The sequence below is a fragment of the Leucobacter chironomi DSM 19883 genome, from assembly GCF_000421845.1.
Taxonomy (GTDB): Bacteria; Actinomycetota; Actinomycetes; order Actinomycetales; family Microbacteriaceae; genus Leucobacter; species Leucobacter chironomi.
Window position 1 is genome coordinate 304,154 of the sequence record NZ_ATXU01000001.1, and the last position, 10,974, is coordinate 315,127.

At 70.3% G+C, this 10,974-nt stretch carries 14 protein-coding genes; 3 read left to right on the forward strand and 11 right to left on the reverse strand.

The genetic code is table 11. The features are described from left to right. Window positions 1-137: 137 nt before the first annotated feature. On the reverse strand, window positions 138-1,757 hold the full coding sequence (locus H629_RS0101280; protein ID WP_024355549.1) for a peptide ABC transporter substrate-binding protein: 1,620 nt from the start codon (window positions 1,755-1,757) through the stop codon (window positions 138-140). A gap of 289 nt (window positions 1,758-2,046) precedes the next feature. Between H629_RS0101280 and H629_RS0101285 the strand changes: the two genes are divergently transcribed. Further along, window positions 2,047-2,832 (forward strand): CPBP family intramembrane glutamic endopeptidase, encoded by a 786-nt coding sequence (locus tag H629_RS0101285; RefSeq protein WP_024355550.1) that lies wholly within the window; start codon window positions 2,047-2,049, stop codon window positions 2,830-2,832. Between the two features lie 7 nt (window positions 2,833-2,839). On the opposite strand, the gene H629_RS0101290 is transcribed toward H629_RS0101285, so the two are convergent. The 4 genes from H629_RS0101290 to H629_RS13845 all read right to left on the reverse strand — a co-directional run bounded on the left by H629_RS0101290 (window position 2,840) and on the right by H629_RS13845 (window position 6,132). Then, window positions 2,840-3,544, reverse strand: a complete 705-nt coding sequence (locus H629_RS0101290; RefSeq protein WP_024355551.1) for a hypothetical protein — start codon at window positions 3,542-3,544, stop codon at window positions 2,840-2,842. Between the two features lie 64 nt (window positions 3,545-3,608). Beyond that, window positions 3,609-4,529: a homocysteine S-methyltransferase family protein gene (locus tag H629_RS0101295; protein WP_024355552.1), complete on the reverse strand. Its 921-nt coding sequence runs from the start codon at window positions 4,527-4,529 to the stop codon at window positions 3,609-3,611. 94 nt (window positions 4,530-4,623) lie between these two features. Next, window positions 4,624-5,379: a phosphotransferase gene (locus tag H629_RS0101300; protein ID WP_024355553.1), complete on the reverse strand. Its 756-nt coding sequence runs from the start codon at window positions 5,377-5,379 to the stop codon at window positions 4,624-4,626. A 9-nt stretch (window positions 5,380-5,388) separates the two neighbouring features. Further along, window positions 5,389-6,132 (reverse strand): GTP pyrophosphokinase, encoded by a 744-nt coding sequence (locus H629_RS13845; protein WP_024355554.1) that lies wholly within the window; start codon window positions 6,130-6,132, stop codon window positions 5,389-5,391. A 90-nt stretch (window positions 6,133-6,222) separates the two neighbouring features. Between H629_RS13845 and H629_RS0101310 the strand changes: the two genes are divergently transcribed. Continuing rightward, window positions 6,223-6,609: a VOC family protein gene (locus H629_RS0101310; RefSeq protein ID WP_024355555.1), complete on the forward strand. Its 387-nt coding sequence runs from the start codon at window positions 6,223-6,225 to the stop codon at window positions 6,607-6,609. A gap of 4 nt (window positions 6,610-6,613) precedes the next feature. Here H629_RS0101310 and H629_RS0101315 read toward each other — a convergent pair whose 3' ends face one another. The 5 genes from H629_RS0101315 to H629_RS0101335 all read right to left on the reverse strand — a co-directional run bounded on the left by H629_RS0101315 (window position 6,614) and on the right by H629_RS0101335 (window position 9,306). After that, the gene (locus H629_RS0101315; protein WP_024355556.1) at window positions 6,614-7,213 is read right to left on the reverse strand and encodes a DinB family protein; all 600 of its coding nucleotides are present in this window, start codon (window positions 7,211-7,213) and stop codon (window positions 6,614-6,616) included. A 126-nt stretch (window positions 7,214-7,339) separates the two neighbouring features. Beyond that, window positions 7,340-8,143 carry an alpha/beta fold hydrolase gene (locus tag H629_RS0101320; RefSeq protein WP_024355557.1) on the reverse strand — a complete coding sequence of 268 codons (804 nt, stop codon included), beginning with the start codon at window positions 8,141-8,143 and terminating at the stop codon, window positions 7,340-7,342. A gap of 16 nt (window positions 8,144-8,159) precedes the next feature. Beyond that, on the reverse strand, window positions 8,160-8,591 hold the full coding sequence (locus H629_RS0101325) for a VOC family protein (protein WP_024355558.1): 432 nt from the start codon (window positions 8,589-8,591) through the stop codon (window positions 8,160-8,162). Window positions 8,592-8,674: 83 nt separating this feature from the next. After that, window positions 8,675-9,049, reverse strand: coding sequence for a zinc ribbon domain-containing protein YjdM (locus tag H629_RS0101330; RefSeq protein ID WP_024355559.1), 375 nt, complete (start codon window positions 9,047-9,049; stop codon window positions 8,675-8,677). A 47-nt stretch (window positions 9,050-9,096) separates the two neighbouring features. Beyond that, window positions 9,097-9,306 carry a DUF4287 domain-containing protein gene (locus H629_RS0101335; protein WP_024355560.1) on the reverse strand — a complete coding sequence of 70 codons (210 nt, stop codon included), beginning with the start codon at window positions 9,304-9,306 and terminating at the stop codon, window positions 9,097-9,099. A gap of 36 nt (window positions 9,307-9,342) precedes the next feature. Here H629_RS0101335 and H629_RS0101340 point away from each other — a divergent pair, with 36 nt between their 5' ends. After that, entirely contained in the window at window positions 9,343-10,002 is a 660-nt protein-coding gene (locus H629_RS0101340; protein WP_024355561.1) for a maleylpyruvate isomerase N-terminal domain-containing protein, read from the forward strand. Between the two features lie 18 nt (window positions 10,003-10,020). On the opposite strand, the gene H629_RS0101345 is transcribed toward H629_RS0101340, so the two are convergent. Further along, window positions 10,021-10,956, reverse strand: a complete 936-nt coding sequence (locus tag H629_RS0101345; protein WP_024355562.1) for an NAD-dependent epimerase/dehydratase family protein — start codon at window positions 10,954-10,956, stop codon at window positions 10,021-10,023. Between the last annotated feature and the right edge of the window lie 18 nt (window positions 10,957-10,974).

The window sequence follows — 10,974 nt, forward strand, 5'->3', positions numbered from 1 at the left end:
GTATTCTCTCGCAATCGGGCGGAAACGCGAAGCCGGGAACTGCGGCGTTCCCGGTTCGAAGAGCAGAGGTCGCCCGGCGCACGGAGCCGGGACGAGGCGAGGGCCCCGGGTCTGAGACCCGGGGCCCTCGCTGAGGGTTACTTCTTGGTGATCTCGTTGAAGATCGGCACCGAGTTCCAGCCGAACGCGACGTTGTCGACGGTCTCGGCGAAGCCACCGGTGGTGCCCTGGTACCAGAGCGGGATCGAGGGCATGTCCTCGAGGAGCATCTCCTGGGCCTCGTTCAGCATCTTGTTGCGGGCCTCGTGGTCGCTCTGCTGCACGGCCTCATCGAGCTTCGCGTCGAACGCGGGGTTCGAGTAGAAGCCGTGGTTCGAGCTGGCGCCCGTGTAGTAGAGGGGCTGCAGGTAGTTGTACGCACCCGGGTAGTCGCCCTGCCAGCCGGCACGGAACGGGCCGCCGACGACGTCGGCCTCGCGGTCATCGAGGAAGGCGGCGAAGGTCGGGTAGAGCTTCGGGGCGGCCGAGACGCCGAGGTTGGTGGCCCACTGGTTGGCCACGGCCTCGACCCACACCTGGTGGGGGCCGTCGGAGTTCGTGGCGACCTCGATGGTGCCGTCGAAGGGGCTGATGGCGTCGGCCTCGGCCCACAGCTTCTTGGCCTCGTCGAGGTTGAACTCCAGCTTCTCCTTGCCGGCGAGGTCGTCGGCGTAGCCGTCGACCACGGGCGAGGTGAAGTCGACCGCGGGAACGTTGGTGCCCTCGAAGATCACGTCGATGATCTCCTCGCGGTCCACGGCCATCGAGAGCGCGGCGCGGCGCAGCTTGCCCTCTTCGTCCATGCCGAAGTGCGGCAGGCTGGTCGAGATGGCGAGGGTGGTGGTGAGAGCGCCGGCCTGGTTGATGGCGCGGTCGCCGAGCTCGTCCTGGAACACCGCGAAGGAGGTGTCGGGGATCTGGTCGAGCACGTCGAGGTTACCGGCGAGCAGATCGGTGTAGGCGGCGTCGAGCGAGGCGTAGACCTTGAACTCGATGCCGTCGTTCGCGACCTCGCGCGGGCCGACGTAGGTGTCGTTCTTCACGACGCTGATCGACTCGTCGTGCTTCCAGGCGCCTTCGCCGTCGAGCTTGTAGAGACCGTTGCCGATCGGGTTCTGGCCGAAGGCCTCCATGTCCTCGAACGCGACGTCGGGCAGCGGGTAGTACGCCGAGTAGCCGAGACGGTCGGGGAAGTCGGGCGAGGCCTCGATGGTGAAGGTGTGGTCGTCGACGACCTTCAGGCCCTCCATCGCCTCGACCGGATCGGTCTCGCTGAAGCCCTTGATCGCGCTGAAGAAGTACTGGTTGCCCAGCGCATTGTCGACGTTCGCCGCGTAGTTCCAGGCGTCCACGAAGTTGTGGGCGAGCACGGGGGTGCCGTCGGAGAAGACCGCGTCGTCGCGGAGCTTCACCTCCCACAGGGTGTTGGTGTCGTTCTTGGGCTCGATCGACTCGGCAACGCCCATCTGGGTCACGCCGTCGGCATCGTAGTAGACGACACCCTCCCAGAGCGCGTCGACGACCTTGCCGCCGCCGACCTCGGTGGTGTCCGCCGGGATCAGGCCCTTCTGGGGCTCGGTGTTGTTGACAGTGATGATGCCGCCGGCTGCAGCATCGCCGCCGGCGTTCGAGTCGCCGCCCGAGGTGCAGCCGGAGAGCGCGAGTGCGCCCGCTGCCGCCAGAGCGATGAACCCGAAGCCAATCTTGGATCGCTTCACGAGGTTTCCTCCTTGAAATGTTCCATCCGGTCTGGGCACGCCGATGTGGCTTCCGCCCCGGATGAATTCGATATAACCACCCCAGCCTAACGACCGCCGGAGGGGCGGCTGCACAAAACGGGGTCCGTAACGGCATCGTGATGGAGGTCTGTAGGAGTCCGAGAAAGTTCTCACGCCGTTCGTGGGTGCGACTGTGCGAAGTCACCATTTTCCTGGGAGATCGCGTTGCGGATCGCCCAACTGGCGTGCGCGAGGTGCGCAGAGGGATCCGACCTCATACGCTGGTGCGGTGACGGATCATCCATCGCCCGCGCGGCTGCGCTGGGAACTCGGCATCGTGCTCGCGCTCTCCTTCGGAGCCTCCGGCGTCTATGCGGTGGTGACGATCATCGAGCGCCTCACCCGCGAGGCCGCGCTGAGCACGCAGACGGCGACGATCAACCGCTCCCTCGCCGAGCGCCCCGTCTTCGACCTGGTCTACCAGCTGCTCGCCTTCGCGTTCGGGCTCGCACCGGTCGCGCTCGTGGTCTTCCTGCTCTGGCGCGATCGCCGCCCCCACCTCGGCAGGCTCGGGCTCGGAGCGCCCGCACGCTCGAACGGCGCCGGCTGGCGGCTGCGCGAGACCGGGGCCGGCTTCGCGCTGGCCGCGCTCATCGGCGTGCCCGGGCTGGGGTTCTATCTGTTCGCGAAGTGGATCGGGATCAACACCACCGTCGTGCCGACCGCCCTCGACGCCTTCTGGTGGACCGTTCCGGTGCTCGTGCTGCAGGCGCTCAGGGCCGCGCTCGGCGAGGAGCTGATCGTGGTCGCCTACTTCTTCGACCGGATGCGCCGTCTCGGCGTCGGGCCCGTGGCGACCGTGATCGCGAGCGCACTGCTGCGCGGCAGCTACCACCTCTACCAGGGCTTCGGCGGCTTCATCGGCAACGTCGTGATGGGTCTCGTGTTCGGCTGGGCCTATCAGCGGTGGGGCAGATCCCTGCCGCTGATCGTGGCCCACTGGATCCTCGACATCGTCAGCTTCGCGGGATACCCGCTCGCCGTCGCACTCTGGCCGGCGCTCTTCGCCGGCTAGGAGGTTCCTAGCGGATCGTCTGCACCCAGGCGTCGGTGAGGCCCCACACCTCGTCGTACAGCTCGGGCGCCGCAGTGCAGCGGGTGGCGGGCTTCAGCACCTCGTAACCGGTCGCGGTCTTCGTGGCTCCCCAGCCCTGACGCATGGCGGCGCAAGAGTCCGGGAACGACGACAGCAGGTCGGAGGTGAGCACGAGGTTCACGCCGTCGGGAATGTTGAAGTTGACCGCGCCGAAGCGCTGCGAGATCTGCGAGGTCGCGTTCCAGGGGCCGATCGCCATGTCGTAGGTCGGCCCGACGTCGACGGCGGGCGGGCCGCTCGGCTGATCCGCGTCGGAGTCGTCGTCATCGTCCTGGTCGTCGGGCGTCGCCGGGGAGCTCGTCTGCGGCGTCTGCGTGGTCGTCGGTTCCGTCGTGGGCTGCGGCGCCTCCTGAGGCCCCCGCGCGAGGTTCAGGATCACGATCGACGCGATGATCGCCAGCACGGCGACGATGCCGACGACGATCCAGGGCTTCGCCCGAGCGGCTCGGTCGCCGGATCCGTCGTCCGGATCCGTCGGGGAGGTGCGCTTGCTCGCGGGCAGCTGGGAGGTGCGTACCCGCTCGGCCTGCTCGTACGCCAGACGCTCGCGGGCGGGGACCGGCGCCGACGCGGACTCGTGGGCATCACGATTCGACGCCCCGAACAGCTCCTCGAATGGGTCTCTATTCACGACACCAGCCTAACCACAACCGGCCGCCGCCCCGTAACCGGCGGGACCGATTCAGAGCCGCTCCCTAGGGCAGCCGCGCCGCGAGCGCCGCGATGTGCGGGGTGTCCGTGCCGCAGCAGCCGCCGAAGACGCTCGCGTTCGGCGCGAGTTCGCGCAGGCCGGCCTCGAGCTCGGCGAACGACTCGGGGCCGTCGCCGGGGCCATCGTCGCCGACGTGCGCCGCATTCAAACGGAAGCCGATGAGGCGCTCGAGCTCCGGGCTCGCACCGCAGGCGGCGAGGCCCTCGGCGACGGCGGCGGGGTGCGCGCAGTTCACGAGGAAGCCGATCGCGGCGGATCCCGTGGCGTCGTCGACCGCGGCGATGGCGGCGGCGAGCGTGCTGCCATCGGCCAGCAGGCCGTCCTCCCCCACCACGAACGATACGGCCACCGGCACGCGGGCGGCCTGAGCCGCACGCACCACGCCGATGCCCTCCGCGGCGTCGAGCGTGGTGACCGCGGTGACCCGGTCGGCGCCGGCCTCGGCCAGCGCGTTCACCTGCGGAGCGTGATACGCCTCCGCCTCCGCCTCGGTCATGCGACGACCCTCGATGTAGTGGTCGTCGAAGCGCGGGCCGACGCAGCCGTTCACGACGACCTCGACCGATTCGTCGCCCTCGTCCTCGTCGAGTTCCCGCAGCAGCGCCACGGCGTGGGCGTTCACCGCGTCGAGCGCCTCCTGCTCGTAGCCCAGGCGCTCGCCCCAGTCAGTGTTGGCGCGCCAGGTGGGGGTGTCGAGCACGATCGGGCGTCCGTGCTCGATCGCGAGCCGCAGGAACGGGCGGTAGTACTCGCGGAGCGCTTCCCGGCCCGCCACCGTGCCGAGCAGCGTGAACGCCGCGAACTCGGGCAATCGCTGCCCCAGCCGGTCGGTCAGTGCGGTCTCGATCCCGCCGTCGGCCAGGCCGAGCCGCGTTGCTCCGCTCGTCGTGCTCGTGCTCGTCATGCTGGTACTCCTCACGGGGCCGTTCCGAACGGCCCTCTCCGGTAGTCTCCGCTCCAGTGTGGCACATGCCCGTCGCGGTGGGCGCGGCCGCGCGCTACAGCAGTCGGCGGATCGCCTCCCGGCGGGCGTCGAAGCCGCGCACCCTTTCGAGGTGGCGATCCATCACGCCCGAGTCCCGCAGCGCGATCGTGCCGGGATCGCCGCGCTCGATGCCCGCCCGCCAGCGCTGCGCGATGAGCTCCATGCGCGCGTCCACCGCGTCGAGCAGCTCCCCCGGAGCGATCCCGCCGTAGGCCTCGGCGGCGAGCGCGACCCGGTGCGCGGCCTCGGCGACGGGGATCTCCCGCAGCAGCGGCACCCCGGACCAGCAGAGGAAGGCGAGGTCGTCGAGCGGGCGTCCGGGGCCGGCGCGGTCCCAGTCGATCATGCCGGCGAATGCTCCGTCCTCGACCACCCAATTGTAAAGACCTGGGTCGTTGTGGCAGATCAGCTCGTCAGGGCCGAGATCCTGCTCGCCCTGGCGCCACTCCACGGCGCCGGGACGGAAGTCGCGCACGGCGTCGTGAAAGCGCCGCAGCCAGGCCGCGGCCTCGCCGAGCGCCCGGTCGCCGGGCTGCTCGGTCTCGGGGTCGAGGGTCTCGCCCGGCAGGTAGTCGAGCACTTCGAGCCCGTCGGCGTCGATGCCGTGCACGCGCGGCACGCCGTCGAGCCCGCGCTCGTGCAGGTACGCGAGGAGGGCGTGCACGGCGGGGGTCCAGGGGCCGGTGGGACGGTGCACGCGGATCTCGCCGCCCGGGGCGCGCCGTCGCCAGACGCCGCCGGATCCGCCCGGCAGGTGTTCGTTCTCCACGCCCCGACTCTACTGCTGCGCCCGCAGGCCGCGCAGCTCGATAGGGGCCGTGTGCAGCGGCGGTTCGCCGTGCACCTGCACGTGCAGGCGCTGCATTCGCGTATCGAGCTCGGCCGCGGTGTCCGCGGCGTGCTTCAGCTCCGCGAGCAGGGCGTCCGGCACCCGGCGGGCGTACTTGTAGTAGATCTTGTGCTCGAGGCTCGCCCAGAAGTCCATGGCGACGGTGCGGAACTGCACCTCGACCGGCACGTCCACCCGGCCCGTCGACAGGTAGACCGGCACCGAGATGATGGCGTGCAGGCTCTTGTACCCGTTGGGCTTGGGCTCCTTGATGAAATCCTCGACCTCGAGCACGGTGATGTCGTCCTGCTGCGTGAGCAGGTCGAAGAGCCGGTACACGTCGCGGATGAAGGCGCAGGTGACGCGCACGCCCGCGATGTCGTGGATCTCGCGGCGGATCTCGTCGAAGTCGCTGCCGAGGCCGCGGCGCTGCAGCTTGTCGACGAGGCTGTCGACCGACTTCACCCGGCTCGAGACGTGCTCGATGGGGTTGTACTCGTGCATGTGCAGGAACTCCTCGCGCAGGATCGCGAGCTTCGTCTCGATCTCCTGCATCGCGAAGCGGTACTCCAGCAGGAAGCGCTGCATCTGATCCCCGAGGGCGCGCAGCGCGCTGGCGGAGATGGTGATCTCGTCGTCGGAGCCGCCTCCGTCCGAACCCGTCTCGAAGCTGTCGACTGCGGCTGTGCTCATGTCGCCAGAGTAGTGGTCCTGCGTCCGAGGGGGCTGAGACTGCACCGGCGGGCCTTCCCCGCCGGTGCGATCCGGCCTACACTTCCCGGCATGAGCACCTCGATCCGCGCCACTCGACACGTCTACTCCCTCGACTGCCCGGACGCCGTGTCGCTCGCGGCGTTCTACGCGCGGCTGCTGGGCTGGAGCGCGAACCCCTCCGAACCCGACTGGGTGAACGTCACTCCTCCCGCCGGCGAGAGCCCCGGCTTCGCGATCGCCTGCCAGCAGGTCGACGACTACCGTGCGCCCGACTGGCCCGACGGTCCGATCCCGCAGCAGGCCCACCTCGATCTCTACGTCGATTCCATCGCCGAAGCCGGACCGGTGGCGGAGGCGGCCGGTGCGATCCGCCACCCGGTGCAGCCGAGCGAGGACGGCACTTTCGTCGTGTTCCTCGACCCGGCCGGCCACCCGTTCTGCCTCTGCGAGAACTGAGCGGTCAGGCCGGGTCGCCCGCCTCGGCCGGTCGCGTGTGCAGGAAGAGGTCGCGCAGCAGGCAGACCTCGGAGAGGTGGTGGATGAGCTCGCGATTGATGTGCAGCACGAGGGCCGCCATCGCCCAGTCCGCGTAGGGGCCCTCGGCGGCTCCGCAGGGGCGCGCAAGGCCCTCCTCCCCCAGGGATTCCACGCCGGCCTGCCAGAGGCCGAGCTCGGTCTCGAGCTGCCGCAGCGCCTCCGCCGCAGTGGCGGCGTAGTCGTAGCTGAAGTAGTCGACGGCCTCGCGGCCGAAGTGGGAGGCGTTGCGCATGGCGAGCACGCCGACGATGACGTGACCCAGCCGCCAGGCGATCGTGGTGAAGGGGGCGGGGTCTGGCGGGGGCGCGGCGAACTCGATGACCATGTCGCCCGATCCGCCCTGCACGGCCGCCGTGCTCTCGCCTCTCGGGCGCACGCTCCAGCAGCCCGGCACGGGCTCCCAGAGGTACTCCTCGTCGCCGAGCCCGGCCAGCCGGCCCCTGAGCTGGTGGGCCCAGTGCCAGTCGATCTGCTCGCGCAGCAGGCCGTTCCAGGTCTGAGCGTGCTCGCTCTGCGGGTTCATGGCAGCTCCTCGACCTCCTCCGACGGCGCCGTCGGTCTGGGATCTGCCCAATATATGTCGTTTCGGGCGGGATCGCGCATATCTTCGGCAGATCCCATATCGACGGCCGCGGCCGCCTCAGCCGCCTCAGTCGCCCAGGAAGGTGCGCAGCGCCGTGACGACCTCGTCGGGCTTCTCCGAGTGCACCCAGTGGCCGGCGCCGCGCACCGTCATCCTAACCGTGCGCGGGAAGAGCGCGCGCATCGCCGGCGCATCCTCGTCGGAGACGTAGTCGGAGCGCTCGCCCCCGATCCACAGCACCGGCCCGCTGAAGGACGGCCCCGGCAGATCTGGGAAGCCCATCACCGCTGGGAGCTGCTCGCGCAGCAGCCGCAGATTCGGCTCCCACTCGAAGCCGTGGTCGCCGCGACGCAGATTCTGCAGCAGGAAGCCGCGCACCCCGTCCTGCGGGATCGCGGCCTTGAGGGCCGCATCCGCATCCGAGCGCCGCGTCACCGAGGCGAGGTCGAGCCCCGCGAGCGCGTCGAGCAGATGGTGGAACTCCCCGCGCGAGGATCCCGAGGCGACGGGCGAGATGTCGATCACCACGAGCCGGCGCACCAGATCGGGGTGGCGCAGTGCGAGCACCATCGCCACTTTGCCGCCCATGGAGTGCCCCACGACGTCGACCTGCCCCTCAGCGGCGAAGCCCGCGCGCAGGTGCTCGGCGACGAGATCGGCGATCTCGACGTAGTCGAAGGCCTCGGTCCAGGCCGAGCGGCCGTGGTTCGGCAGATCGACGAGCAGGCTCTGCGCCTCCGGTTCGAGCCCCGTCGCGATGCGCATGAGGTTCTTCCCGCGCCCGAAGAGGCCGTGGAGGAACACCACGCGGCGCGGCGCGGCCTCGCCGACCACGACGGAGTGCACAGGGGGGCGGGTCTGCTCGGTCACCCCTCCACGCTATCGGTCAGGCGCTCTCGCAGGAGAACGACCACATCACGCCGTAGCGGTCGAAGACCTGCCCGTACCAGTCGCCCCACGGAGCCTGCTCGAACGGCATGCCCACGGAACCGCCGCCGTCGACGAGCTTCTGGATCAGCCCGCGCGCCTCGTCGGGTGTGTCGGTCGTGTAGAGCAGCGAGTAGGCGGATCCGCGCACCGGGTAGTCGGTGCCGTCGTCCATGGCGTCGCCGCCGGCGATCACCCCGGCGCCCTCCGGCAGCACGAGCGTGGAGTGGGCGACCGACTTCGGATCGGGAGTGAACGGCATGCCCTCCATCGGGGGCATGTCGCCGTACCTCAGGATCTGCAGGTCACCGCCGAAGACCTCGTGCCAGTGCTCCATGGCTTCGCCGGTGGTGCCCGGCAGCGCGATGTACGTTGCGAGTGTGTGCGGCATGTCCTGCTCCTTCGCGTCGGGTGACCGTCATCCCAGTATGCGCCCGACGGGCGGGATGCAGAACCCCCGGAGCGCGACGGGACTCAGCCGACGCGTTTGACGACGCTCGACTTGAGCTGCAGCTTGCCGAAGCCGGGCACGCGGGCGTCGATGTCGTGGTCCCCGACCCCGTCCGAGATGAGGCGGATCCCGGTCACCTTCGTGCCGGCCTTGATGGCGCCCCCGCCTCCGCCCGAGATCTTCACACTCTTCACGAGGGTCACGGAATCGCCGTCCGAGAGCACGTTGCCGACCGCGTCCCTGACAGGCCGGGGGCCGTCGTCATCAGCGGCATCACCGGAGACGGGTGCCCACTCGTGTCCGCACATGGGGCAGACGAGCAGTGCGCCGGACTCGTACGCGTACTCGCTCGCGCACTCGGGGCACGGGGGCAGTTCTGGCAGCGCGTTCTCGGTCATCGGGCTCCGTTCATCGGTGATCGTCCCCGATGATACCGGCCGCCGCGTCACGCCCCGTCGTGCTCGGCGCGGAAGACGTGCACGAGCGCGTTCGCGTGCCCGTGCCCCATGCCCTGCTCCTTGAGGAAGGCGACCTGATCCATGTGCTTCTCGCCCGCGTGCGGACGCAGCAGGGCGATCCACTCGTCGATCGAGCGACCGTACTTCGCCTCGATCGACGGGAAGTACGATTTCGGCCCCTTCGTCGGCTCCGCCATCTGGTGCTCCTTCCGTTCTGGCTCCACACTAGGAGCATGCAGAGCGACACGCCAGATCTCGCACCGCCGGGTACCGCGGTCGATGCCGGCGGTGCGACCGCAAACTTCGCCGCAGCGGCCGGGTGGGTGAGCGCGCTCGTGACGAGCATCGCCGAGCCGGACTGGGCGGCACCGGCCCTCGGCGCCTGGGATCTGCGCGCCCTCGTGGGACACACGAGCCGGGCGCTGCTCACGGTGGAGCAGTACCTCGACAGGCCGGCGCAGCGGGTGGATGTCATGAGCCCGGCCGAGTACTTCCGGCGCACCCGCGGAGCGACGGGCGCGGGCCCGGACGAGGTGCACGCGCGCGGCGTGGCCGCGGGGGATGCGCTCGGCGCGGATCCGGCAGCCGCGTTCTCGCGGATCGCGGATCGGGTGACCGGGCTGCTGAGCGGGGCCGGGGATCCGACGATCGCGTGCCTCGTGGGCGGGATCCGGCTCAGCGACTACCTGCCGACGCGCACCTTCGAGCTGGTGGTGCACGGCATCGACATCTCCCGGGCGGCGGGGGTGGATCCGGCGCCTCCCCGGCCCGCACTGGACCGCACAGCGGCGTTGGCCGCCGAGCTCGCGGTGGACGCCGGCGACGGACCGCGGTTGCTGGAGGCGCTGACGGGGCGGCGCGCCCTCTCCCCCGGGTTCTCCGTGCTCGGCTAGCTGCAGCTGGCGCCGCCGTCAGCTTCCGGTGCGCGACTCCGCACGGATGAGGTCGAGCCCTTCGCGGTAGGAGGTCACCCGGAAGTCCGGGAAGCGGGACCTGAACTTCGCGGAGTCGAAGATGCTGTCGCTCGCATATCGCGGCAGGAGTTCGCGGATCTCGCGCGCCTGGGCGTTCACACCGCCCGCCGCGCGCAGCAGCCAGCGCGGGATCACCCGGTGGCGCGGCTCCCGCCCGAAGGCCTCGGCCGCCATGGCCACGAGCTCTCGGTACGTCGGGCGATCGTCGTCGACGGGCAGGTGCCAGGTCTGGCCGTACGCGTCGGGGGCGTTGCCCAGGGCGGCCAGGCCGCGACTCGCGTCGGGCGTCCAGATGAGCGTGCGCAAGCGGTCGTCGCGCACGGGCACGAGGGGGGTCTTGCCAGCGCGCAGCCGGTCGATGACGAGCGCGTTCGTGAAGCCCTGGGTGCGACCGGGGCCGTAGAACTCGGGGGCGCGGGCGATCAGCACCGGAATGTCGCCGCGATCCATTTCGGCGAGCACCATCTCGGCCATTCGGGCGCGGACGACCCCCTTGCGCCCGACCGGCTCGAACGGCGTCTGCTCGTCTTGCACCCGATCGTCCTGCGGATACATGTAGGTGTTGTCGAAGTAGGCGAACTTCGCGCCCTCGGCGCGGGCGGCGTCGAGCGCGTTGCGGAGCATAGCGGGGAACCGCGCCTCCCAGAGCTCGGTGTCGGCGGGCAGCCCGGCGGTGAAGTAGACGATGTCGCTCCCGGCCACCGCGGCCCGGGTCTGCCGGGCGTCGAGCAGGTCGGCGCTCGCGACCTCATCCGTATCTTCGACCCTGCGCGGCTTGCGGCTCACGAGCCTCAGCTCGGGGCCGGAGGCGCGATGCAGCTCCTTCGCCAGTTCGACGGCGATCTGCCCGCCCGCGCCCAGGATCGTCCGCATGTCGTGCCCGCCTCTCTC

Excerpts from the sequence above, each read along its gene's own strand:
- H629_RS0101295 (WP_024355552.1), bottom strand. The coding sequence starts at position 4,529 with ATGACGAGCACGAGCACGACGAGCGGAGCAACGCGGCTCGGCCTGGCC.
- H629_RS13845 (WP_024355554.1), bottom strand. The coding sequence starts at position 6,132 with ATGAGCACAGCCGCAGTCGACAGCTTCGAGACGGGTTCGGACGGAGGC.
- H629_RS0101310 (WP_024355555.1), top strand. The coding sequence starts at position 6,223 with ATGAGCACCTCGATCCGCGCCACTCGACACGTCTACTCCCTCGACTGC.
- H629_RS0101315 (WP_024355556.1), bottom strand. The coding sequence starts at position 7,213 with ATGAACCCGCAGAGCGAGCACGCTCAGACCTGGAACGGCCTGCTGCGC.
- H629_RS0101325 (WP_024355558.1), bottom strand. The coding sequence starts at position 8,591 with ATGCCGCACACACTCGCAACGTACATCGCGCTGCCGGGCACCACCGGC.
- H629_RS0101330 (WP_024355559.1), bottom strand. The coding sequence starts at position 9,049 with ATGACCGAGAACGCGCTGCCAGAACTGCCCCCGTGCCCCGAGTGCGCG.
- H629_RS0101335 (WP_024355560.1), bottom strand. The coding sequence starts at position 9,306 with ATGGCGGAGCCGACGAAGGGGCCGAAATCGTACTTCCCGTCGATCGAG.
- H629_RS0101340 (WP_024355561.1), top strand. The coding sequence starts at position 9,343 with ATGCAGAGCGACACGCCAGATCTCGCACCGCCGGGTACCGCGGTCGAT.
- H629_RS0101345 (WP_024355562.1), bottom strand. The coding sequence starts at position 10,956 with ATGCGGACGATCCTGGGCGCGGGCGGGCAGATCGCCGTCGAACTGGCG.